The 21,216-nt window shown below is 69.2% G+C and carries 24 protein-coding genes; 9 read left to right on the plus strand and 15 right to left on the minus strand.

Annotated features, from left to right (window positions below; translation table 11 throughout):
• Nucleotides 1-41: 41 nt before the first annotated feature.
• The 4 genes from ABZ826_RS34060 to ABZ826_RS34075 are packed head-to-tail and all read left to right on the plus strand — an operon-like array spanning nucleotide 42 to nucleotide 2,704.
• Nucleotides 42-596, plus strand: a complete 555-nt coding sequence (locus ABZ826_RS34060) for a VOC family protein (RefSeq protein ID WP_361457278.1) — start codon at nucleotides 42-44, stop codon at nucleotides 594-596.
• Between the two features lie 34 nt (nucleotides 597-630).
• Nucleotides 631-1,398, plus strand: coding sequence for a GntR family transcriptional regulator (locus tag ABZ826_RS34065; RefSeq protein ID WP_361457281.1), 768 nt, complete (start codon nucleotides 631-633; stop codon nucleotides 1,396-1,398).
• A complete protein-coding gene (locus ABZ826_RS34070; protein WP_361457283.1) occupies nucleotides 1,355-2,137 on the plus strand; it encodes an SDR family NAD(P)-dependent oxidoreductase in 783 nt (260 codons plus the stop codon). Before ABZ826_RS34065 ends, ABZ826_RS34070 begins: the two co-directional genes overlap by 44 nt.
• A gap of 51 nt (nucleotides 2,138-2,188) precedes the next feature.
• The gene (locus tag ABZ826_RS34075) at nucleotides 2,189-2,704 is read left to right on the plus strand and encodes an SDR family oxidoreductase (protein ID WP_361457286.1); all 516 of its coding nucleotides are present in this window, start codon (nucleotides 2,189-2,191) and stop codon (nucleotides 2,702-2,704) included.
• A 207-nt stretch (nucleotides 2,705-2,911) separates the two neighbouring features.
• Here ABZ826_RS34075 and ABZ826_RS34080 read toward each other — a convergent pair whose 3' ends face one another.
• From ABZ826_RS34080 to ABZ826_RS34090, 3 genes are all read right to left on the minus strand, one after another.
• Nucleotides 2,912-3,262 (minus strand): zf-HC2 domain-containing protein, encoded by a 351-nt coding sequence (locus ABZ826_RS34080; RefSeq protein ID WP_361457289.1) that lies wholly within the window; start codon nucleotides 3,260-3,262, stop codon nucleotides 2,912-2,914.
• A 629-nt stretch (nucleotides 3,263-3,891) separates the two neighbouring features.
• Nucleotides 3,892-4,587, minus strand: coding sequence for a response regulator transcription factor (locus tag ABZ826_RS34085; protein ID WP_361457292.1), 696 nt, complete (start codon nucleotides 4,585-4,587; stop codon nucleotides 3,892-3,894).
• Nucleotides 4,559-5,797 carry a sensor histidine kinase gene (locus tag ABZ826_RS34090; protein WP_361457295.1) on the minus strand — a complete coding sequence of 413 codons (1,239 nt, stop codon included), beginning with the start codon at nucleotides 5,795-5,797 and terminating at the stop codon, nucleotides 4,559-4,561. Before ABZ826_RS34090 ends, ABZ826_RS34085 begins: the two co-directional genes overlap by 29 nt.
• Nucleotides 5,798-6,266: 469 nt before the next feature.
• Between ABZ826_RS34090 and ABZ826_RS34095 the strand changes: the two genes are divergently transcribed.
• Together ABZ826_RS34095 and ABZ826_RS34100 are read left to right on the plus strand one after the other, a co-directional pair.
• The gene (locus ABZ826_RS34095) at nucleotides 6,267-7,016 is read left to right on the plus strand and encodes a histone protein (RefSeq protein ID WP_361457298.1); all 750 of its coding nucleotides are present in this window, start codon (nucleotides 6,267-6,269) and stop codon (nucleotides 7,014-7,016) included.
• Nucleotides 7,017-7,022: 6 nt separating this feature from the next.
• Nucleotides 7,023-7,991 carry an SRPBCC family protein gene (locus tag ABZ826_RS34100; RefSeq protein WP_361457301.1) on the plus strand — a complete coding sequence of 323 codons (969 nt, stop codon included), beginning with the start codon at nucleotides 7,023-7,025 and terminating at the stop codon, nucleotides 7,989-7,991.
• Between the two features lie 141 nt (nucleotides 7,992-8,132).
• On the opposite strand, the gene ABZ826_RS34105 is transcribed toward ABZ826_RS34100, so the two are convergent.
• From ABZ826_RS34105 to ABZ826_RS34145, 9 genes are all read right to left on the minus strand, one after another.
• Nucleotides 8,133-8,540 (minus strand): gas vesicle protein K, encoded by a 408-nt coding sequence (locus ABZ826_RS34105; protein ID WP_361457304.1) that lies wholly within the window; start codon nucleotides 8,538-8,540, stop codon nucleotides 8,133-8,135.
• Nucleotides 8,530-8,778, minus strand: coding sequence for a gas vesicle protein (locus tag ABZ826_RS34110; protein ID WP_361457307.1), 249 nt, complete (start codon nucleotides 8,776-8,778; stop codon nucleotides 8,530-8,532). The genes ABZ826_RS34105 and ABZ826_RS34110 overlap by 11 nt, the downstream gene beginning before the upstream one ends.
• Nucleotides 8,775-9,584 (minus strand): GvpL/GvpF family gas vesicle protein, encoded by an 810-nt coding sequence (locus ABZ826_RS34115; protein WP_361457310.1) that lies wholly within the window; start codon nucleotides 9,582-9,584, stop codon nucleotides 8,775-8,777. The genes ABZ826_RS34110 and ABZ826_RS34115 overlap by 4 nt, the downstream gene beginning before the upstream one ends.
• Complete coding sequence (locus ABZ826_RS34120; RefSeq protein ID WP_361457313.1) at nucleotides 9,581-10,027, minus strand: gas vesicle protein; 447 nt, start codon at nucleotides 10,025-10,027, stop codon at nucleotides 9,581-9,583. The genes ABZ826_RS34115 and ABZ826_RS34120 overlap by 4 nt, the downstream gene beginning before the upstream one ends.
• Before the next feature lie 84 nt (nucleotides 10,028-10,111).
• A complete protein-coding gene (locus ABZ826_RS34125) occupies nucleotides 10,112-10,363 on the minus strand; it encodes a gas vesicle protein GvpG (protein ID WP_361457317.1) in 252 nt (83 codons plus the stop codon).
• A complete protein-coding gene (locus ABZ826_RS34130; RefSeq protein ID WP_361457320.1) occupies nucleotides 10,351-11,085 on the minus strand; it encodes a GvpL/GvpF family gas vesicle protein in 735 nt (244 codons plus the stop codon). The genes ABZ826_RS34125 and ABZ826_RS34130 overlap by 13 nt, the downstream gene beginning before the upstream one ends.
• 3 nt (nucleotides 11,086-11,088) lie before the next feature.
• On the minus strand, nucleotides 11,089-11,532 hold the full coding sequence (locus tag ABZ826_RS34135; RefSeq protein WP_361457323.1) for a gas vesicle structural protein GvpA: 444 nt from the start codon (nucleotides 11,530-11,532) through the stop codon (nucleotides 11,089-11,091).
• An 84-nt stretch (nucleotides 11,533-11,616) separates the two neighbouring features.
• Nucleotides 11,617-12,000, minus strand: coding sequence for a gas vesicle protein (locus ABZ826_RS34140; RefSeq protein WP_361457326.1), 384 nt, complete (start codon nucleotides 11,998-12,000; stop codon nucleotides 11,617-11,619).
• Between the two features lie 494 nt (nucleotides 12,001-12,494).
• On the minus strand, nucleotides 12,495-12,983 hold the full coding sequence (locus ABZ826_RS34145; protein WP_361457347.1) for a GNAT family protein: 489 nt from the start codon (nucleotides 12,981-12,983) through the stop codon (nucleotides 12,495-12,497).
• Nucleotides 12,984-13,063: 80 nt separating this feature from the next.
• Between ABZ826_RS34145 and ABZ826_RS34150 the strand changes: the two genes are divergently transcribed.
• Complete coding sequence (locus tag ABZ826_RS34150; protein WP_361457329.1) at nucleotides 13,064-13,732, plus strand: TetR family transcriptional regulator C-terminal domain-containing protein; 669 nt, start codon at nucleotides 13,064-13,066, stop codon at nucleotides 13,730-13,732.
• A gap of 151 nt (nucleotides 13,733-13,883) precedes the next feature.
• On the opposite strand, the gene ABZ826_RS34155 is transcribed toward ABZ826_RS34150, so the two are convergent.
• Nucleotides 13,884-15,152: a ricin-type beta-trefoil lectin domain protein gene (locus ABZ826_RS34155; RefSeq protein WP_361457332.1), complete on the minus strand. Its 1,269-nt coding sequence runs from the start codon at nucleotides 15,150-15,152 to the stop codon at nucleotides 13,884-13,886.
• A 901-nt stretch (nucleotides 15,153-16,053) separates the two neighbouring features.
• On the opposite strand from ABZ826_RS34155, the gene ABZ826_RS34160 reads away from it, so the two are divergent.
• Nucleotides 16,054-16,512 (plus strand): CBS domain-containing protein, encoded by a 459-nt coding sequence (locus ABZ826_RS34160; protein ID WP_361457335.1) that lies wholly within the window; start codon nucleotides 16,054-16,056, stop codon nucleotides 16,510-16,512.
• Nucleotides 16,513-16,803: 291 nt separating this feature from the next.
• Here ABZ826_RS34160 and ABZ826_RS34165 read toward each other — a convergent pair whose 3' ends face one another.
• Both ABZ826_RS34165 and ABZ826_RS34170 read right to left on the minus strand, forming a co-directional pair.
• The gene (locus ABZ826_RS34165) at nucleotides 16,804-17,832 is read right to left on the minus strand and encodes an alpha/beta hydrolase family protein (protein ID WP_361457338.1); all 1,029 of its coding nucleotides are present in this window, start codon (nucleotides 17,830-17,832) and stop codon (nucleotides 16,804-16,806) included.
• A 61-nt stretch (nucleotides 17,833-17,893) separates the two neighbouring features.
• The gene (locus tag ABZ826_RS34170; protein ID WP_361457341.1) at nucleotides 17,894-19,510 is read right to left on the minus strand and encodes a phosphodiester glycosidase family protein; all 1,617 of its coding nucleotides are present in this window, start codon (nucleotides 19,508-19,510) and stop codon (nucleotides 17,894-17,896) included.
• 529 nt (nucleotides 19,511-20,039) lie between these two features.
• On the opposite strand from ABZ826_RS34170, the gene ABZ826_RS34175 reads away from it, so the two are divergent.
• Nucleotides 20,040-21,125, plus strand: a complete 1,086-nt coding sequence (locus ABZ826_RS34175; RefSeq protein WP_361457344.1) for a PP2C family protein-serine/threonine phosphatase — start codon at nucleotides 20,040-20,042, stop codon at nucleotides 21,123-21,125.
• The last annotated feature ends 91 nt before the right edge of the window (nucleotides 21,126-21,216 follow it).

Here is a 21,216-nt window from a genome sequence, read left to right on the forward strand (position 1 = left end):
GTCATTGACTGTGGGCATTGAGGCGTCGCACTGTGAGAGGCATGGCGGATAGATGGATCCATTCAGCATCTGATCGGGGACGCGGGCTTCCCGGTCTGGCCGGTGTCGAGCACATCGGCTTCACCGTTCCCGACCTCGAAGAGGCGACCCGCTTCTTCGTCGAGGTGATCGGCTGCGAGCACGTCTACTCGCTCGGCCCGTTCCGCTCCGACGGCACCTGGATGAGCGACCACCTCGGCGTCCACTCGCGCGCCGTCATGCGCGAGCTGCGCTTCTTCCGCTGCGCGGGCGGTCCGAATTTCGAGATCTTCGAGTACGCGGCCCCCGGCCAGGAGACGCGACCACCGCGCAACAGTGACGTCGGCGGCCACCATCTCGCCTTCTACGTCACCGATCTCGACGCCGCCGTGGCGCATCTGCGGCGACACGGCGTACGGATCCTCGGCGAGCCCACGGCCAGCTCGGGTCCGAGCGAGGGACAACGGTGGGTCTACTTCCTCGCCCCCTGGGGGATGCAACTGGAGCTGGTCTCCTACCCCGGTGGCAAGCGGTACGAAGCCGACTCACCGGTACTGCTGTGGCAGCCTTCCGTCTGAAACACGCTGTCGATCCGCCGCACCAGGGAGAGCCATGTCACGGAAGCCGCCCACCGGATCCACCACGTCCGCATCCGGCCTGCGCGAATCCGACGGGACCGGATCCAGCGCCGCCGCCGTCGCCAGTCAGCGCGTCGCGGACCATCTGCGTGCCGCCATCCTGAGCGGCGAACTGCGCCCCGGCGCACGGATCATGCAGGAGCAGGTCGCCGCGCAGCTCGGCGCCAGCCGACTGCCGGTACGCGAGGCCCTGCGGATACTGGCGGCCGAGGGCCTGACGGTCGTGAAGTCCAACAGCGGCGCCTGGGTGTCCAGGATGGACATGGCCGAGTGCGAGGGCGTCTACAAGATCCGTGAGCGTCTGGAACCGCTCGCGCTCAGCGAGAGCATTCCGCATCTGTCCGCCGAACAGGTCACCGAACTGAAGACGATCGCCCGGCAGATCGAGCTCACCACCGACGTGGACCGGTTCCTGGCCCTCGACCGCCGTCTGCATCTGCTCACCTACGCCGGATGCCGTGTCGCCCAGATCACCGCCATGGTCGACCGGTTCTGGAACACCACCCAGCACTACCGACGCGCCTTCGCCCGGCTCGCGGGCGACAGCGGCTGGGAGCTGATCCATGCCGAACACCGCCTGATCATCGAGGCGATCGAACGAGCCGACACCGTCGACGCCGAACGCTTTCTCACCGGCCACATCCGCCGTACGCGGCTCGAACTGGCCCAACATCCCGAACTGTTCACCGAGGACGACCATGACACTGACCACACAGCAGACGCAGCAGGCTCCGGGAGCTGACGCCCGCCCCTTCGAGGGCCGGACCCTCCTCCTGTCGGGCGCGGGCGGCGGCATCGCCCGCGAGGTGGCTCGCCAGTTCCACGCCGCAGGCGCCCATCTGGTGCTCGGCGACCTGGACGCCGGAGCGCTGGAGGAGTTCGCCGCGACGCTCGACCCCACCGGTACGACCGTGATCACCCGCGCCTTGGACGCGGCCTCGCCGCAGAGCAACAACGCGTTCGTCGCCGCCGCGGTCGAGGCGTTCGGCTCGGTCGACTTCCTCGTACCCGCGGCCGGGATCTATCCGGAGCAGGCCGTCGCCGACATGACCGACGAGCAGTGGAACGCCGTCATCTCGGTCAACCTCAACGGCGTCTTCTACCTGACCCGTGCCGTCCTGCCCCACCTGAACGAGGGCGGCAGCATCGTCAATCTGACCTCCATGGCCGGTCACCGCGGCAGCGTCCGGCACGCGCACTACGCGGCGACCAAGGGCGCGCTGCTCGCCTTCTCCCGCAGCCTCGCCTGGGAACTCGGTTCCCGCGCACGGATCAACATGGTCTCGCCCGGCATCATCGAGACCTCCATGACCCGCGATTACGTCGCCACCCGCGGCGACACCGCTCTCTCCACCACTCCCCTGGGCCGTCTGGGCAGGCCGGAGGAGGTGGCCTCCGTCGTCGCCTTCCTGTGCTCACCGGCGGCGAGCTTCGTGCAGGGCGAGGTCATCCATGTCAACGGCGGCATGCACATGGTCTGAGCACGTACGAGAACACCGGTGGAAGAGGCGGAAGAAGGAGCGGAACGGAACATGACGACCGAAACGGCGATCTACCCCGACCTGCGCGGCAGGTCCGTGTGCGTCACCGGAGCCGCGCGCGGTCTGGGCCTGGCGATGGCCGACGCCTTCGTGCGCGCCGGATGCCACGTCATCATGCGTGAGGGCGACGGAGGCGTCATCCTCACCACCTCGTCGATGTACGGGGTGACCGCCGGGCCCGAGCGTGCGGCGTACTGTGCGACCAAGGCCGCCGTCGCCGCCCTCACCAAAGTCCTGGCCGTCGAGTGGGCTCCCTTCGGGATACGCGTCAACGCGCTGGCGCCCGGATACGTCGAGACCGACCTGGTGACCCGGCTCTCCGCCGCCGGGCGGCTGGACACGGAGGCGCTGCTGCGCCGCACTCCCCGTGGCCGCCTCGGCCGTCCGGAGGACATCGCGCACCTTGCCCTGTTCCTCGCCTCCGGCGTGTCCGCGAACATCACGGGCCAGGTGGTGGTCAGCGACGGCGGCTGGACGGCCGACGGCTATGCGGTGGCGCTGGGCTGAACGTGCCCGGCACGGCCTCCAGCGGAGGCCGTGCACAAGGCCCCCGGTCCCGAACCGGCTGTCGCGCGTCCCTCAGGGCTGACGAAGGGTGCGCGTCCCTCACGCTTGACGAAGAGTGCCGGGCGCACGGCCTCCGGGGGCGGCAGGACCGCTCCGCCCGGAGGCCGTGCGCCCGGACCGCCCCCACGCTCGTCGTCACCTCCCTCGTCAGCTCCGGCCGCCGATCCTCGCGGTCCTGCTGACCCATTGGGAGAGGGTGAGCTGTGTGGCCCCGGTCGTACGGACCGGACCGCGTCGGCAGGGCGCCACACGGTGGTGTTCCGCCTGGCCTTCCCCGGACGCCCCCTGCTGCCGGCCGGTGCTGTCGGCGAGAGCCTGGCGGAGAAGGAACAGGTGGGCGGGCACGGCTTCGCTGCAGTCGTACCCGGCCCGGCACGTGGCGCAGGTCGCCAGGTGAGCTCCCACCGCGATCGCTTCGTCGGCCGCCGGGACGGGGATGTCGTGTTCTTCGGCCGGTCGTTCACTGGTCGTACGGCCGTTCCTGGTTGCAGTAAGCATGGGAGGGATCCTTCCTGTGCCGAGGTGCCGAGAGTGTCGGGGGACGCCAGGGTGCCGGACGTGCCGGTCGCGCGGGCATCGCGGCCGCGGGGCCGGTCGTGAGTGTGGCGACTGCCCCTTCTGTCCCCGCGCGGGGTTCAGGCGTCGTGTCGCACGAGAAGCCATCGGGCGCCGATCCCGAGGAGGGCGGTCGCGTTCACGGTGGAGAGTGGCCGACGTGTCCGCGACGGGAGAAGGGGACTGCTCGACCACGGAAGAGGGAGGCGACGCAGGCCGCAGACCTCGATGCGAGGACGACGTCCGCGACGCCCGTCCGTACGAGCAATCGGCGGGGAAACACGGAGCGTGCGGCCCGCGTGGTCGCCCGTGGGGCTGCCCATGGCCGCCGTGGCGGCGAGCAGAGCGACCGACACATGGGGCGCGGTGTGCGGGCCGGTCGATGCGGCGTCGTATCGCTTGGTCGTGCAGTGGGCTTCGATCATGGCGAAACCTCCGTTCGCCCTCTCACCTTCGCCCAGGAACGGCCCCTCGCACATCGTCCCCCCGCAGCGATTCCCGCCTACCACGACTGCGGTATCCGGCGCTCGCGCCTACGACCGGGACCCGCGCCCGCCTACCCGCGCCGACGCTCACACGGACGCCTGTGAGGGCCCTGATTCCGGGGCCGGAGTGACCAGGCCGCACTGATAGGCGATGACGACGAGCTGGGCCCGGTCACGCGCCGACAGCTTGGTCATGGCCCGGTTGACATGGGTCTTGGCAGTCAGAGGGCTGACGAACAAATGTTCTGCGATCTCGTCGTTCGACAGCCCCAGCGCCGCCAGCGCCACGACATCGCGTTCCCGCCGCGTCAGGCACTCCAGCCGCTCGTGCACATCCGCCGGACATGGGTCCGGTTGCGCGAGGAAGCGCTTGATCAGCGCACGCGTCGCCGCCGGGGACAGCAAGGCCTCGCCGACGGCGATCGTACGGACGGCTTCGAGAAGTTCCTCGGGCCGGGCCCCCTTGCCGAGAAAACCGCTCGCACCGGCGCGCAGGGCCTCGGCGACGTGCTCGTCGTCCTCGAAGGTGGTCAGGATGAGCACTTTCACCCCGGTGAGGTCCTCGGACTCGCTGATGAGCCGGGTGGCGTCGAGACCGTCCATCTCCGGCATGCGGATGTCCATCAGGACCACATCGGGGCGCTCCGCACGCGCCAGCTCCAACGCCTCCTGCCCATTGGACGCTTCCCCCACCGTCTCCATGTCGTCCGTGGAGTCGAACAGCATCCTGAACGTGCCTCGCAACAGGGCCTGGTCATCGGCAAGAAGTACGCGAATCGTCATGCCCGTCCCTCCTCGGCGGTTTTCCCATGACCAGGCCGGGACGGAGCGGCAGTTCGGCCATCACGGTGAAGCCCCCCTCCGGGCGCACTCCCGCGTACAGCCGGCCTCCGACCGTGGAGGCGCGCTCACGCATCCCGATGAGACCGTGGCCGGTGCCCGGACAGGCATGGTTCCCCCCGGTTCGTCCATCGTTCTCGACGGTGATGGTCAGTTGCTCAGGGCGGTAGTGCAGGACCAGCCGGGCGTGGTCGGACCCGGCGTGCTTGTGCACGTTGGTCAGGGCCTCCTGCACGATGCGGTACGCGGCCAGGTCCACCGCCGGGGCCAGCGGTTCGGCGACGCCCCGCCGGGTATGGCTCACGTTCAGACCTGCGCGTTCGAACGACGCCAGGAGCGCCGGTATGCGGGCGAGCCCCGGCATCGGATCACGCGGCGCGACCGGCTCGCCGGACTGCCGCAGCAGTCCCACGGTCACCCGCAGTTCGTCCAGCGCGGACCGGCTGGTGTCCCGGATGTCCTCCAGTGCGGCCAGGATCTGTTCCGGCCGTCGTTCCACCAGATGAACGGCCACGCCCGCCTGAGCGTTGATCAGGGCGATGTGGTGGGCGACGATGTCGTGCAGCTCGCGCGCGATGCGTACCCGCTCCGCCGCCACTCGCTGCTGCGCCTCCTGTTCACGCGTGCGCTCCGCGTGTTCCGCCCGCTCCTCCACGGCCGCCACATAGGCGCGCCGTGAGCGCACCCCGTCCCCCACGGCCGCCGGCAGAGCCGTCCACGCCAGCATCGCCGCGTTGTCGGGGGCCAGCCACGAGTGCGGATCGCGCAGCACGGCGGTGCCCACCAGAACAGCGGCCGAGACCGATGCCGCCGTCCAGGTGGCACGCCGGTCGGTCAGCGCGGCCACGGTGTAGACCGACACCAGGACCGGACTGATCACCAGCGGACTGTCCCGGAATCCGAGCACCTGAAAGGCCACCCCGCAGCCAACCGCGACGGCCAGTACGCCAACAGGGTGACGGCGCCGCCACACCAGCGCGGAGCAACCGACACCGGCCAGCACCACGGCCGGCCACCGCAAGGAGAACTCGCGCGCATGCGGTACGACCGAGGCGGCCACGACCGAGAGCACGAACAGCACGGCCACGCCCAGTGCGTCCTTCACACCGCTCCGGGCCCGCGTCCCGCGCCTCCAACCGCTGATCACCGCCATGCCACCACCGTAGGGTCGACGGCCGCATCGGGCATCGTGTCGCACGGCGCATGGGCCTCGGCCGCCGGCCTCCGTCGTGCGCCGCCGCGCTTGGGCGGCCGGCCGCTTTTCGGTTCGTGGACCCGGGGTGGTGCCGGCCGTCGCATCACACGGTCGCAACACAGGCGGTCGAGCCCCTGCATCGACAAATCGCTCAGGAGGGGGCTGTCCGGGGCGCCTCGGGTCCGCCGTCCAGCACGGTCAAAATGCCGGGATCGTCCTCCCCTCGCCCCTCGCCGGCCGGCGGCCCTGTGAGCCCGGCGCCGAGCCCCGCACGAGCGGCAGGACTCACCGCGGCCACGGCAACTTCCCGGCGTCCTGGCGCGCTCAAGATGCGCAGTCCCAGGCAGCGATCACCCTGGAGATAGGGGGGAGAACAACGCCGCCGCACTGCGGCCCGGCCCGACGCCCATGAGAGGGTGACCCGCCCATGACTGACGGAAACAGGTTGTTGCTCGCCGTAGCACTGGTCGGCGGCTACGTGCTGGGACGTACAAAAAAGGGCCGACTCGCTCTCACCGTGGCTTCTTATGTCGCCGGGCGTCAATTCGGGCTCGAACCGCGACAACTCGTGAGCCAAGGAGTACGCAAACTCGGAGAGATACCGCAGGTCGCGGAGCTGGGTGAACAGCTGCGCGGGGAAGTGATGGCGGCCGGCCGTGAGGCCGTGACAGCCACCGCCGACCGGGGCCTCACGGCACTCGCCGATTCGCTCCGTGAACGGACTCTCCAGCTCGAAAGCGGCGGAGGCAAGGCGGAGAGAGAAGAGGAGGAAGAGGAAGAGGAAGAGCCGGAAGAGGAGTACGAGCAGGACAACGAGGAGGAGCCGGAAGAAGAGTACGAGCAGGAGGAACCCGAGGAGCCCGAGGAGATGGAGGAGGAGCCCAAAGAGCAGCCACGCTCTCGCGCTTCCCGGACCGCTGCAGAGCGGAAGACGAAGAGTCGCGCCTCGGAGAAGTCGGCCTCCGCCCGAACGGCAGGCCGGGAAGACACCGCAAAAGGGACCGGGCGTAAGCAGGAACCGACGAAGAAGCACGCACCGCCCAAGAAGTCGGCACCGGCCGAGAAGCCCGCAACCAAGCAGGCTGCAGCCAAAAAGACCGCCGCCCGAAAGAAGGCACCTTCCACTGCGAAGGAGAGCGCGAAGAAGGCCTCACCACGCGCCGAGCACGGAAGGTGACCAGTCATGGCACAGCGGCAGCAGGAGAACGTGGAATCGGGAATCGATCGACTTCGCGACGAAGCCGCGGACTATCTGACAGCCTGGGTCGGAAACCTGGCCGAGCGAGCGGGCGACAAGCTGATCGATGTGACGGACAAGCTCACCGATGTCGCGAACAGCGGTGGGTCACTCTCCCGAATAGGAGCGAACCTCCTCGGCGGCGATTCTCCCATCAAAGCCGTACTTTCCGGGACGGCGAAGAACGTCAAGGACAATGTCCTGAAGAAAGCCAAGGATGTGCTCGGCGGCGGTAAGGGACGCAAATCGGGCGACCAGAAGGTCACCAACATCATCGAGGTGATCGACGTCGGGGTTCCCCTGCGCACGGCCTACGACCACTGGACACATTACGAGAAGTTCAACAGCTTCACCAAGGGCGTGCGCGACGTCTCCTCGGCCGACGAGACGAAAACTGACTGGAAGGTCAAGGTGGGTCCTTCGACCCGGAGTTGGAAGGCGACTGTCCAGGAGCAGGTGCCCGACGAACGCATCGTATGGACCTCCGAGGGCGCAAAGGGGTCGACGCGAGGCGCGGTGAGCTTCCATGAACTGACGCCCGGTCTGACGCGCATTGTGCTGGTCGTCGAGTACTACGCCTCGGGACTGTTCGAGAAGACCGGAAACCTCTGGCGCGCTCAAGGTCGCAGAATGCGACTGGATCTCAAGCACTTCCAGCGCTACGTCACGCTCACCGACGAGGAACCGAAGGGCTGGCGCGGCGAAATTCGCGACGGCGAGGTCGTACGGACCCACGAAGAGGCCCTGGAGGACGAGGAAGAAGAGGGCGAAGGCGAAGAAGCAGAGGAGGAGGGAGAGGAAGACGAGGAGTACGACCAGGAGGAGACCGATTCCGACGAGGCGGAGGAAGAAGGCGACGACGACGCTGACGACGTCGAATGGGAGGAGGAGAGCGAAGAAGACGAGGAGGAGTGAGGCACTGGACCGACCGGCAGGCGCGGTGACGCCCTCCGTCGGCCATCCTGGAGACCCGCAACCATCTGCGTGGAGCGGAGATGCACTTCATGCGAAGAATCAGCTTCGAAGCACCGGCTCGCTGCGTGCCGTCTCACCAGGTCATTCCCCGGGCGGCAGCAGAGTTCCGAGCGGACCGAGATCCAGATTGAGGTCGCGCATCGAGAGATCGTACCGAGCACAGAGTTCGGTCATGCGGTCGTGCAGGATCATCAGCGTCGCCCCCAGCCGTTCCTCCTGCTCCTCTGTGAGATCCCCCGCGTCGACTCTCCGCAGAGCCTGACGTTCCATGAGCTGTCGCAGCAACTCGACGAGGGTGAGGACGAGTTTGATCAGGTCCCGTTCCACCGTGTCGGGGTCGGCGGTGACTCTTCGGGCCGGCTGTCGGGGCGCTGCCCCTCCAAGGGGCGGGTAGCTCCCGGGCGAGGCGGGCAGGAGCCGGAAGGCGCGGTCGGCGGCTTCGGCGATGTCGTCGAGGCGGCTGCGGGGCCGGTGTTCCTCACCGGTCATCATCGTCTCCTACGGGTGAGGGAGTGGTACTCCACGGGGAGGGGTTCTGTTCGCTGATGGAGACGATCAGCGTGCGCAGGGATATGCGTACGAGGTCGATGTCTGCGATCGAAAGCACTATGTCTCCGGTGAGGACGACGCCTCCGCTGAGCAGGCGGTCCAACAGGTCGATCAGCGCCACCTGGCGTTCTGGAAGTGGCTCTTGCGCCGCGATCGGCGGCCCGCCCGCCGGCCTCACGGCGCCGCGCTCTCTCTGGGTTCCGGTGTGTCCGGGGTGACGAACGAATAGGGGGCCCACGGGCCCGTGATCTCGACGTGCACTCCGGTGAGGCCATCCGCCGCCCGTGCGACGTCGGCGTGGAAGTCGTCGGCGTACTGGAGGGGAACGAGGTAGGCGTCGTTGGTGACGTTCTCGCCCGTCCCGGACGCGAGTCCGCCCTGCTGCGGGCGGTGCCGAACCCGTTCGACCGCATGGGCGCGGGCGGCGGACTCGACCCGCTCGGCCGCCTGTTCGGCGCTGTGGTAGACGTCGTCGTGTGCGTGTCGCTGGGCTCTGCGGCGACTCAGATAGGCCCGGCCGGGGCTCAGGGCCGCGTCGGCGGGCTCTTCCGCGGCCACCTCGCCAGCCGACTCGTCGACATAGATCTTGACGCCCCATTCGACCTGGGCGGCCAGCTCGGTGAGCCGGGAGGCGAACGCGTCGCGGCGGGACCGGAGCATGGACCGCACCCGCTCGTCGTCGAGGTACACCGTCACCAGACGCAGGGGCAGGACAGTGGTATGGGAAGTGAGCGCCTCGACCACCCGGTGATGGGCGCGGGCCGTCGACTCCAGCCAGTCCAGGTCCTCCAGATGTACCCGCAGCGCGTCCTCCGCGAAATCCCGTTCGGGTACCGGACTCACGGCGACCACCAGGTCGTCACCGGGCTCCACGCGCACCAGACGGACCGACGCCCCCGACACCCCGGAGAGCCCGGCCAGCGCGTCCTGCAAGGTTCCGTCGTCCCGTGCCACGGCGTACGCGTAGCTGATGGCCTCGGTCATGGCTCGTCCCGCCTCCCGCCGCGGCGGGACGGCCCGGCCCGTTCGGCGCGCTCAGCGCGTCGGCCAACCGCGGGGCGGTCCTCCTCGCTCCCGTCCGCGAGCGGCTCACCGCCCTCGCGCAGCGCCTCGATCTCGGCACGCAGACGCTTGTTCTCCTCGGTGAGCGTGCGGTATCCGTCGTGGGCGCGCGAGGACAGCGACGGGTCGTGCTCCCACCAGTCGATCCCCATCTCCTTGGCCTTGTCCACCGACGCGACCAGGAGACGCAGCTTGATGGTGAGCAGTTCGATGTCCAGGAGGTTGATCTGGATGTCACCCGCGATGACGATGCCTTTGTCCAGGACCCGCTCCAGTATGTCGGCGAGGTTGGCCGAGGAGCCCTGACCGTAGGGAGTGGACCGGAACGGCAGATCTCCCTGTCTCCTGGCAACGGGTTCGGTCACGTCCGCTGCACCTCGATTCCCTGCTCCCCCCACGTATCGACGTAGGCATGGGGCGGCGTTCTCGCCGTGTGGCGGAAACAATGGTCAGCTGTCGATCCCCTGGGCGTGGGCCCTGATCTCGTCCAGCCGGTCCAGCAGTTCGTCCTCGCGCCGGTCGAAGGTGTCCTCATCGATTTCTCCCGACAGGAGCCGTCGTTCGAGTTCGGCGAGTTCCCGCTCGACGGGCCCAGGGTCGTAGTACTCGTTCTCCGCCGCGTCGACGACGCGCTCGACGACCCACGCGGCTCCGCGCACGGGCGCCAGTGGGAGGGTGACGAGGTGGGTCAGGAGTCCCATGGCGCCTCCTGGACGAAGCTGTATGCGGGCAGTGGTCCGCGCAGCCGCAGGTCGTACTCCGAGCCGAGTTCCTCGGCGAGACCCCGCTCGGCAGCCAGGAAGGCCTTCTCCTCTTCCCGGTCCACCAGGAAGGACACATTGAGGAAGTCGTCTCCCCTCGGCTGCGCCGCGCGTTCCTCCCTCGCGAATCCACGCAGGGATTCCACGATCCCCGCTGCCGCCCCACCCTCGCGCTCCTGGACTTCCTGGGCAACCAACTCACCCAGGGCGAGCGGCAGTTCCGGACTGCTCCGGCCGCTTCTGATCTCGTCGTTGAGCCTGCGCGCCTCCCCGGACTCCTGCAGGATCCGCCGGAGCAGCGCGTTCTCGTCCTGCGCGGCCTTCAGGTTGTACTCGGCGCATCCTTCCAGCGTCCGGAGACGTTCCAGGAACTGCTCCGCACGCTGCTCCAGCACCGTTCGTACCGCGTCGTCGTCCGTCGTGGTGAAACCGAACTGCAGCGGCAGAACCGTACCGTCGTCCATCAGGCGTTCCTGGACGGCCTGATGCGCGCCGAGGTCCCGGCGTTTGGGACGCAAACCCTCCGGGGCGTCACTGACGACGGCGGACAGCGTTGCGGCGTGCACGGTGCGGAGTTCCGCCGGCGGGTCCCCCACCCCTGCCAGGCCGTCCAGGCGCTGTGGATGCGTCCTGGCGACGATGGTGTAGACATACACGGCCATGACTCACTCCTTCCGGCGCCGGGCGGCAGGTCGGCGTCTCGGCCGCTCCCGCCTCTCCTCGGTTTCCTCGGCTTCCTCGTCGTCGTCATGACCTCCCTTGAGCGCATCGGTCAGGACTTCGGCCGCCCCGCTCAGAGCGCCCTTGGTCTTGCCGTGGGATCCGCCTTCGGTCACCTCTCCGACCAGGTCGGTCAGCTGGGACGGCGCCTTGCGGCCCTGCTCCAGGTCGAGGCGGTTGCACGCCTCCGCGAAGCGCAGATACGTGTCCACGCTCGCCACGACGATGCGGGCGTCGATCTTGAGGATTTCGATGCCCACCAGTGATACACGCACGAAGACATCGATCACCAGGCCGCGGTCCAGAATCAGATCAACGATGTCGTAGAGATTGCCGGACCCTCCTCCACCCCTGGCGACGGCTCCTCCGCCTTGCGGCACCACAGTCATGGTGCCTCCCTTCAACGGCTCACCCCTGCCTCGGGGCGTAGCCGGTACGTTCTCGCATCGGCGGCGCCGATGGCGGCCGGTGTTTCAGCCGCCCCGGTCGATCTGCCCCCGGGTGTAGCGACGGGTGCGCTCGTACGCCACCAGCTCGCCGTCGTTGTTCAGCGTCACCCGGTAGCTCGCCATGACGCTGGTCGTGCCGGGAACGCGTTCCAGCTCCAAGACCTCGACGTCCGCCTGCCAGCCGTCCTCGGTCGGCTTCACGGCCGACACCGATTCGGGCGCCCGGCCCAGCAGCTCCCGCAGTTGCTCTGCGGCGTACCGCATGGCCTGAGGCGTCGACACCCCACGGGCCGCGCGTTGCGTCCCGCCCGTCCGGCCGCTGCCGCGTGCCTCGTTGGACTTCCGGGCGGTCTTCTTGCTGGACGAACGCCGGAGACGCTCCGTCTCGTCTTCTTCGCCTGCAGCCATGCTCCCTCTCCGAAGTCGGAGACGACATGCTCCCAGCGCCACACTCGCATGGCGCCATTACATGATATACGGCCTGACTCACGGCATCTCGGGCTCCGGCGGACGATACCCGCGGACACACCCCCCACCTCCCTCCCCAACACAGCACACCACTCACCGCTCACCGCTCACCGCTCATGTGAGGGTCTTGACGCGTCACACCGCGGGTGGCCGGTGGGACGGACGCCACCACACCGTTCGACCGGAGATTCAGGCCCGTACGCCGTTACCCCGCCCCGCCAGCGGCGCCCTCATGTCCGAGCACCCGTCACTGGACGCATCTACTCTCCGAGCGAACCGGACATCGCCTCGATACCACGATGCGACCGTGTCGGCCATCGGGCAACACACCACCTGATGGCCGGATCCGAACACGCGGCGGCCTCGGCGCGGGAAGACCCGTGGTGACCTCGGCGCGGGAAAGAAGACTTCGCCGTCGAACGGCGGACGTTCCCTCAGCTGTGCGCGACCGACGCGGAGGACGCGTTCCATTCGTCGCGGAGGACCGACCAGACCTCCTTGTCGTGCCGCGTACCACCGTATGGATACCGCTGCCGCAGAACGCCGTCGCGGGTCATGCCGAGCCTGCGCGCGGATTCGATACTGCGGATGTTGCCCGCTGCGGCCCACCACTCGACCCGGCTCATTCCGCGTTCCTGGAAAGCCCAGTCGGTCAAGGCCCGCGAAGCCTTGACCACCAGGCCGTGGCCCTGCCCGGCGGCCTCCAGCCAGCAGCCGATCTCGCACACCCCGGAGTCGGCGTCGAAGGTGGTGAACATGACGCCTCCGACGAGCGTGCCTTCCAGCCAGATGCCGTAGATCCGGGCCGCGTCCTGGGCCTGCTTTTCCGCGTACCGCTGCAGGACCGCCGTGGCGGAGTCGAGGTCGGTGCTGAGCGTCGCCCACGGTATCCACGGGTCGACATACGGCCTGGCGCGGTCGATGTGGGCGAGGAACTCCGATGCATGATCGCCTCATCCCATCCCAAGTACGTAACGAGCGTTCGGTATGTAAGCTAACACGCATGCCACCAGCACGAGGAGACCGAGCAGCCCGCCGAGAAGACGTATCCGAGGCGGTGTGGAAAGTGCTTGGCGAGAAAGGGTTCAACGGCCTGACGCTGCGTGCCGTCGCCGCCGCCATGGGCGTTTCGACCGGCATGCTCATGCATTACTTCCCCACCAAGCGAGCCCTGGTCATTCACGCCCTGGACATCCTGGAGAAGCGCACCGCGGAGCGTCCCCGCCGCCATCGGCCCACCGCGGGACTGGCGGCACTGAGGGAAGTACTGCTGGACATCCTGCCCCTCACCGCCGACGACACCGCACGCAACCGCATCTGGGTGAGCTCCTGGGACCTCGCCCTGGCCGACGAGGAGGTGGGCACGGCGCAGTCAGATCGCTACGCGCGTATGCGTTCAACGATCCGCGCGCACTTTGAGGACGCTCGCCGACTGAAGGAAGTGAACGCCACCGCGGATCTGGGACAACTCGCCGCCGAGTCGGTGGCGTTCGTCCACGGCCTCACCGTCCAGGCGCTCTTCGACCCCGGGCGGTTTCCCGCGGCCGTACAGACGTCCATGGTCGACGACTTCCTGCGCAGAACCGCGACCGGCAGGGCGCACAGCCACCAGAAGGAGGCATCGGCGTCCGAATCCCCGACCGCCGCGCATCGCTCAGCACCGGAAGACTGACGCATCGTCACATCAACGGTCCACGCTCGTGATCGGCTCAGCCGTCGCGGGATCGGGACAGCTTGAGAAGTGGTGATCGCGGCGAGGCCGCCGGCCCGGTGTCCTCGCGGGATGAGTGGGATGCCGCTGGAGTGGTGGAGCGCCGGCGGATTCACCCACCCCACTGCCAGTACTGTTCGGGCCGGGCCGGCACGTCACAGTCGGCGAGGGTCAACCGGGGGCTGGGGTGGTCCCGAGCGTTCCAACGGGCGGGGAGCTCACGGTCGTCCTGGTACAGGCAGCGGTTGCCGCTGTCCTGGATCCGCCATGCCGTGCGCTTCCACGTCGGGCTCTTCCAGGGCACCCGGGTCCATTGCTGGTTCGTGCTTCCGCCGTGACAGGGTTCGAGGTCGGCCTCCGAACCGATGGCCGTGAGGCAGGAGTCCGGCTCGTTCCGGAGCCCGATCGTGCCGTTCTGCCTCATCCCCCATCGCTGCCGGGCCGAACCGTCACACCCGTGGATGCGGACCGAGCGGGGCCCGGCCCCCGGTGAACCGTCTGTCGCGTCGAGGCACTGGGCCGGATCCGGACCGGTGAAGTACGTCGTCCGGCCGATGTCCCCGAGGATCTCGCCGGGCCGTGGAGAGCGATGAACCTGTTCGTACTGCCGATGGACCCACAGTTTCCAGTCTTCCTGCAGCGATCCGCGATAGGGCGGTACGTTCGCACACCAACCCGTGGCGCGGCACTGGCGATTGGCGACGTACCAGCGCGCCACCCGCTCCTTCTCCGCCGCCTGCCCGGGAGTGAGGTTCGCTTTCCTCGCCGACATCGTGTACGCGAGGTACGACGTGACGGGTACTCCGAGGGCGTAGCCCACCCTCCTGAAGTACCGGGCTCCGATGCCGTGGTCGCTGTGGTCGACACCGCCGCCGAGAGCGAACGCGAACGACGCGTTGTCGTGGTCCATGGTCAGGACACGTTCCGCACGGCTGCTCCTGACCAGGGTGGCAAGCGTCGCCAGCAGCCGTTCCTCGGTGTAGCTCACGCCGCCCAGGAATCCGTAGACACTCCGCTTGCTGCCGTCGAAGAGCCTCAGCACACTGTTCGCGTCCTGACCCCGCGGAAGCCCGTCGTGGAGATCGAGGAAGGTCAGCCGGATGTCAGCACGGTGGGACCGGCCGTCGAGCAGGAACGACCGGACCCGGACGCCGTCGACCCGCAGATCGGACTGGTCCCAGTCATCGGCGGCGCCCGCCATGGCCGCATAGGCTGCCCGCGCCCCGTACTCCCTGCGGTCCACGTACTCCAACGCCTTGACACGATCCGCGATGGCATCGTCTCCCGCGGTCAGATAGACCGTATGGAGGGGACATTTGTCCCGGATGGTCCGTGTGATCTCCGGGTTCAGGAAGAACAGGTCGTCGTCGGGGTGTGCCACACCCACCAGGGTGCGACGGCACGGGGACGGGTCCTTCTGCGACGTGGCCGCCGCACCGGGGCCGGAAGGCGGGGCCGGCTCAGAGGAGCAGCCGGAGCCCGACAGGGCCAAGAAGGCCATGGCCACAGCCAGTGCGTGGTACGTGGGCCGCGGGCGACTCCCCCTGCCCCTCGACGGTCTGTAGCCCATCCGTGGCCTCCTCCCGCACCGTGTGCATCTCCAGCGGATGATCACCGCACAGGGCGCACGGAACCAACCGACGCGCCGCGAGGCACACCCGGTCGGCGGTCGGACACAGCCCGCGCAACGCCCGGAGGAGTGCTCAAGGGCCTGCGTGCCCCGACCCGTCCGGACCTGCCGTCGCCCAGCCGCCGCCCCGTCCCGTCGACCCCGCTCCCCCGCTCCCGGCGGCGCTTGTCTCCCGCGCCGGAGCGGAACCGGGCCCGGCGGCGGTCCCTGAGCCGGCGGCCGGCCGCTCACCCGCTCGCGACTCGTCATGTCGTGCCGGCCACCCGGTTTCATCCTTCTCCTGATTGGTGCGACGGCCGATTTCCCCACCCGCGGCAGGATCGTGGAAAGTGCGCCGTCCGTGCGCTCGGCCAGCCGGTCCCCACCGGCTCGACACGGCAACGGAGGATACGGCCAGTGGCGCTCCCGGCCGCGCGCGGGCCGTATCCCCAAAACCGCAATGCCGATCATTGCCCCGCCGCGATGCCGGCCCTGCCGTGTGTGCCGTGTGTGCCGACCGCTTCCCGAAGCCCACCTCGGCCGCACGGATCCGCTCCGGTCGGGCCCGGCGCTCGGGATCCCCGTATTGCGGACGCTTCCGGGGCGCGGTGTTGGGCCGTTCGTGTTGTGATCGATGAGGAGGAGAAAGCTCTGTCGGAAACGGGAGGAAATCATGGCTGAGAAGCTGCGAGCGCGAGACATCATGTCCGGCGGCGTGCAGTGCGTGGGCGCCCACCAGTCGTTGTTCGACGTGGCGAAGATGATGCGCGACCTGAACGTCGGCTGCCTGCCCATCTGCGGCGACAACAACAAGCTCACAGGCCTGATCACCGACCGTGACATCATCGTCAAGTGCTGTGCCGAGGGCATCGACCCGGCAACCGTGCAGGCCGGATCGCTCAATGCCAAGGTGCACTGGATCGATGCCGAAGCAGACGCCACCGACGTCCTGACAATCATGGAGGAACACCAGATCAAGCGGTTGCCGGTGATCGACGTCCAGGGTGGCCACCGTCTGATCGGCATGATCACGGAGGCCAATCTCGCGAAGAATCTGAGCGACGAACAGATCGCCGAGTTCGCGAGCCGCGTGTACGCGGGTGCCGCGACGTCCGGTCGGTCCGCAGGTTGAAGCTGGTTGAGGCCCTTCGTCGAATCCCCGGACGAGCCCAGCCAGGCCGTGGTCGGTGCTGCCCGGCGGGACGGAGGAGCTTCTGCGCGCAGCCGAGGACGCTGAACTGCGCGCCGCACCGGTCGTCGTCACCTCGCCGGGCATCGCCATCGGTCGTCGGCTCCTCGGTTCGGCTCCTCCTCACGACGCCTTCCAGACGGTGGGAGAACTGCCGGGCCGAAGAGGCCGACGGCGCCGATGCCGCGGTAGGGTCACGCGATCCCGGCCCTGGGGATCTGGTCGCAAGGCCGTTCAGTCGCCGACCCCGAGGGCCTGGAGGAGCATCGGCAGCGAGGCGTTCAACTCACGCTGCCAGTACGCCCAGCCGTGGGTCCCCGGCCCGTAGAAGTGAGTGGTGACGTGCTTCGCACCCTTGCGTTCGAGCTCGCTCGCAAGGGCCTGGTTCTGCCTGTTGAAGTCCGCCTCAAGCGCGCTCGTGGTGCCCGGCGGGTCCAAGGGGCCGGTGGTGCCGTCACCGCACGACAGGTAGACGGGGATCGACCTGAGGCGCTTGGCCAGGTGGAACGGGTCGTGGGCCGCCCAGACGTCACGCTGTGCGACCGGGTCGCCCCAGACCCTCAGCGGGTCGTCGCCCTGACCGGCGAAGAACCCCATGATGCGGTCCACCGACTCGTCGTTCAGCAGCGGGTGCACGGAGCCGGAGTAGGCCGCGGCCGCCTTGAACATTCCGGGGTGGCGGGCGGCATACAGCAGAACACCCTGCCCGCCCATCGAAAGCCCCGCCACGACGCGGTTGCTGCTCGCCCCCCAGCCGTGCTCAAGAAGGAGGCGCAACTCCTTGGTGTGGAAGGTCTCCCACGCGGGGTCACCGCCGTGCCCGTGGTTCCACCAGTCGCTGTACCAGCCGTTCCAGCCGGCCTCCGGCATGACCACGAGGACATCGCGCAGGCTGTCGGTCCGTGCGATGTCGGTGCGGCCGGTCCACGACGTGTAGTCCCCGCAGCAGCCGTGCAGCAGCCAGAGCGTCGGCCAGTGCCGGCCCCGGTCACCCGGGTCCCAGCCATCGGGCGTGAGCAGACGTACGTTCACCGTCCGGCCGCCCAGGGCCGCTGAACGGACCGACAAGTCGACCTGCCGCTCGGCAACCCGGGTGACCGCGACCACCTCGGCGCCTCCGGACGGGGTGCCGGACCCGCCCGTCTCCCGTGCGACCGACACGGCCGGCACGGTGGTATGCGCCGACGTGGTCGATGCCAGGGCGAGCAGCAGCGCGGCAAGGACGAGCAAGGGGCGGAATCGGCGGATCGGGACGGCGGTCATGTCGGCTCCCAGCGGTCGTGGTCGGTGGTCGCTGGCACGGGCGTTCGCGGACCGGGTCGGGTCAGCCCCGGTCCGGCAGGATCAGCAGTGCATCCCCGACGGGGCGTTCGCCGGTCGCGTCGGACGGGGCGTTGATCACCTCTCCATCGACCACCATCGTGGTCGACCCGCCACCGTCAAGATTGACGGCGTCGCGCAGGTCGAGTGCTCGGGCGACGGCGGCGCTCTCGGGGATGCTCAGCCCGAGCGCTTCCGTGCTGCGTCCGTCGGCGGTGACGAGCACGGTCCTGCCTGCGGCGTCCACCCCGGCCAGCGTGCGTGGGTTGCGCTTGTGCATCCAGCCGTAGTAGAAGCTCGCGTTGCCGGGCTGCACCATCCCGTCGGTAGCGGCTGTGACGTGCAGCCGTCCGTCGCGGACCAGTTCGGGACCACCGTTGAGGATGCTGGTCACCGGTGACGGGGAGACCCTGCGGCCGCTGCTGTCCCGCAACGTCCCCTCGATGCGCAGGGGCTGGCCGACCCGCGCCAGGGCGGCCAGTTCGGCAACGCGGGTGCCGGTCGCCTGCGCGGAACTGCCGTCGGCCGGCAACGGCCCGCCGCGAGGTGAGCGCAGTTCGAGGACTCGCCCACGGCTGTCCAGTACGGCCTCAAGGCCGTCGCCCTGCGGCGTCCGCCGTCCGTAGTCGGGCGTGAAGGCGACGAGTTCGTCGGGATCGGTACAGGTCACGTCGTGCAGGGGCAGCGCGGTCGGAGTGTCGTCGGCTGTGCCGCCGCAGTTCCTGATCAAGCCCGGTACGCGGTCGACACCGTCCAGGGGTTGCGACGCGTCCCGGCTGACGACCCGTCCCTTCCAGGTGAATCGGGCGACCTCGCTGTGTCGGGCGGAGTCACGTATCACCAGGCCGGGGCGTCCGTTCACCGGCTCGCTCAGCAGCCGGCCGCCGTAGACGCCGACGCCGGCCGGATCGCCCGGTGCTCCGGCGCTCGGGTCGAGGACGAAGAACCCGGCGTTGACCGCCGCGGTCGCGCCGGCAGCGTCCGCCAGCTCGCTGGTCCTCTCACGGTTCTCCAGGTCGGGACCGTACGACGCCGTGAGCCTGCCGCGGAACCGGTCCGGGTCGATGGTGAGCACGTCGATCCGCCAGGGGCCGTGGTCGTCGGGGTTTCCGTCCCAGCCGGTGTACACGACGGACCCGGTGTACCCGGCCCCCTTCAGCCGAGTGCGCTCGGCCGTCCCGGCGGACTGCGAGTCGAACCGCCCGACCCTTACCCGCCATCCGAGCGTTCCACCGGTGTAGTCGGCGACCGCCGGAGTCGTGACCTCCTCGACCCTGGCGTCGAAGCCGTCCGACCGCGCATCGGCGGCCAGCTCGTCGGCGCTCGCCCGGTCCTTCAGCGCCGACGGCGGCGCGTCAGGATCCGGCGAGGTGGCGCCCCCGGGTATGGAGACCTCGATCGTCCACGCGAGCGCCGGGGCGTCGGCGCCGCGCACGATCCGAGTGAGGGTGACACCGGGCTGCAGCGTCCGCGTGCTACGGGTCTCGGTCAGGCGGACGGCGCCCAGTGGCAGGGCACGCGTGGGCCCCGACCGCGGCTCGGAGGAAGCGGGCGCCGGCAGGGCACCCACCACAGCGAAGAGGGCCAGGCCCGTACACACCCCGAGCAACGTGCGGTTCACGTACCCCCCTTGTAGAGAACGGCCCAGCAACGGTGCGTGCGGCAGCCCCCGTCAGTCAAGACGTGCGCACGTCAATGTCCCCACTCGGTTCGCGCGGGAATCGCGCAGCCGCGGCTTCCCGCGTCGCGGTGAGCCGCGCCGATGCCTGTGCGCAGCACGCGAAGCGTGCGCCCCACCGGGGTCGCGCGCGGTGGTGGAGCGGGCGATACGACGGGATGTCGCCGTTGCTCGTCGGCCCCGCCGTCCTGACATGCCATGGGCTGGAGCAATGACCGGCCCGGCACCTCGCGGCGCAGCAGGATGGACGTCTTGACCACCCCTTGTGTCAGGAGTTCCGCGTGTACGGGCTGTGTGAGTGGAGCCGCCAGGAGCGTCGTCCGCGTTCGGGCCGGACGGTGACTCCGTGCCTCGGCGGGGCAGCCTCCGTGCTCGCGCCGCCGGCTGCGTGCCGGAGGACACGGTGAGGTGGCCAGGTCGCCCCGGCGCGACGAACGGCCCGGCGGCACTGCCTGACAGCGAGGGCCCGCCGGTGCCCGCCGCACCCGCGTGGATGCGCTGGCTGCCCGCCTTCTACGTCGCGGGCATCCTGGTGATCGAACCCCTCACGCCCGTGCAGTGGCCCGTGAGCTTCCTACTCATCGCCCTCCCCGTGATCGCCGCCTTCGCCCACGGCCCCGTTATCGTCGCCGCCATTACGGTGTTCGCGATCGTCTTCCAAGGGGTCCTGGCCGGCACCCCGTGCTGTGCGGGCCGCCCGGTGACCTACGTGTGGGACCGCCACTACGTGACCGCCTACGTGTGCACCGCTCTGGTCGGGGTCCTCGGCACCATCCTGGCCGCCCACCGTGTGCGCCGGGAACGCACCCTCGCCACCGTGCGATTCGTGGCCGAGATCGCGCAGCGTGTCCTGCTCAGCCCGGTCCCCCACCGCATCGGCCCCATTCAGGTGGAAACCCTGTACCTGTCCGCTGTCGCGGAAGCGCGTATCGGCGGTGATCTGTACGAGGCCGTCCCCACCACGTACGGACTACGCCTTGTCATCGGCGACGTACGGGGAAAGGGCCTCCCTGCCGTGGAGACGGCCGCCACCCTTCTCGGCGCCTTCCGTGAAGCCGCCCACGACGAACCCGATCTCGCCGCCGTTGCCCGCCGGGCCGAGAGGAGCATGAACCGCAGGGCCGCCCGCCTGGCCGGAAGCGACATGGGCGAGCGCTTCGTCACTGCCGTCTTCGCGGAGATCCCCCGCCGGCACGTGGTCCGCATCGTCAACTGCGGCCACCCCCCGCCCCTGCTCATCCGCGCCGACGGCGTCACCGAGCTGGAGACGGCCGACCCCGCACCGCCCCTCAACCTGGGCATGCTCCTCACGGATACCTACCGGATCGACGAGTACCCCTTCGGCCCCGGCGACCAGTTGCTGCTCTACACCGACGGCGTCACCGAGGCACGCGATGCCACCGGCGCCTTCTACCCCCTCCGGCAGCGTGTCCTCTCCTGGGGTCCTCTTCCGCCCCGGGAACTCCTCGACCGGCTCCACGACGATCTCCTCAGCTACAGCCACAACCGCCTCCACGACGACACCGCGGCCCTCGCCGTCCTCCACCTGCCCGACTAGTGCCGGATCAGGCAACGTTTGCCCTGTTGTGATGTGACGCGCCGCCCGGGATCCTTTTCCGGACGGCAGGCGGCGGTCACCGTGTGCGTGT

Origin of the sequence: Streptomyces sp. NPDC047515, assembly GCF_040643055.1 — a bacterium.
In the GTDB taxonomy this organism is placed as follows: Bacteria; Actinomycetota; Actinomycetes; order Streptomycetales; family Streptomycetaceae; genus Streptomyces.

Bases quoted from the DNA above. Each gene is read 5' to 3' on its own strand.
- ABZ826_RS34100 (WP_361457301.1), top strand. From the start codon at position 7,023: ATGGCACAGCGGCAGCAGGAGAACGTGGAATCGGGAATCGATCGACTT.
- ABZ826_RS34150 (WP_361457329.1), top strand. From the start codon at position 13,064: ATGCCACCAGCACGAGGAGACCGAGCAGCCCGCCGAGAAGACGTATCC.
- ABZ826_RS34115 (WP_361457310.1), bottom strand. From the start codon at position 9,584: ATGACCGAGGCCATCAGCTACGCGTACGCCGTGGCACGGGACGACGGA.
- ABZ826_RS34105 (WP_361457304.1), bottom strand. From the start codon at position 8,540: ATGACCGGTGAGGAACACCGGCCCCGCAGCCGCCTCGACGACATCGCC.
- ABZ826_RS34080 (WP_361457289.1), bottom strand. From the start codon at position 3,262: ATGCTTACTGCAACCAGGAACGGCCGTACGACCAGTGAACGACCGGCC.
- ABZ826_RS34125 (WP_361457317.1), bottom strand. From the start codon at position 10,363: ATGGGACTCCTGACCCACCTCGTCACCCTCCCACTGGCGCCCGTGCGC.
- ABZ826_RS34090 (WP_361457295.1), bottom strand. From the start codon at position 5,797: ATGGCGGTGATCAGCGGTTGGAGGCGCGGGACGCGGGCCCGGAGCGGT.
- ABZ826_RS34060 (WP_361457278.1), top strand. From the start codon at position 42: ATGGCGGATAGATGGATCCATTCAGCATCTGATCGGGGACGCGGGCTT.
- ABZ826_RS34140 (WP_361457326.1), bottom strand. From the start codon at position 12,000: ATGGCTGCAGGCGAAGAAGACGAGACGGAGCGTCTCCGGCGTTCGTCC.
- ABZ826_RS34070 (WP_361457283.1), top strand. From the start codon at position 1,355: ATGACACTGACCACACAGCAGACGCAGCAGGCTCCGGGAGCTGACGCC.
- ABZ826_RS34135 (WP_361457323.1), bottom strand. From the start codon at position 11,532: ATGACTGTGGTGCCGCAAGGCGGAGGAGCCGTCGCCAGGGGTGGAGGA.
- ABZ826_RS34075 (WP_361457286.1), top strand. From the start codon at position 2,189: ATGACGACCGAAACGGCGATCTACCCCGACCTGCGCGGCAGGTCCGTG.
- ABZ826_RS34165 (WP_361457338.1), bottom strand. From the start codon at position 17,832: ATGACCGCCGTCCCGATCCGCCGATTCCGCCCCTTGCTCGTCCTTGCC.
- ABZ826_RS34095 (WP_361457298.1), top strand. From the start codon at position 6,267: ATGACTGACGGAAACAGGTTGTTGCTCGCCGTAGCACTGGTCGGCGGC.
- ABZ826_RS34085 (WP_361457292.1), bottom strand. From the start codon at position 4,587: ATGACGATTCGCGTACTTCTTGCCGATGACCAGGCCCTGTTGCGAGGC.
- ABZ826_RS34065 (WP_361457281.1), top strand. From the start codon at position 631: ATGTCACGGAAGCCGCCCACCGGATCCACCACGTCCGCATCCGGCCTG.
- ABZ826_RS34160 (WP_361457335.1), top strand. From the start codon at position 16,054: ATGGCTGAGAAGCTGCGAGCGCGAGACATCATGTCCGGCGGCGTGCAG.
- ABZ826_RS34130 (WP_361457320.1), bottom strand. From the start codon at position 11,085: ATGGCCGTGTATGTCTACACCATCGTCGCCAGGACGCATCCACAGCGC.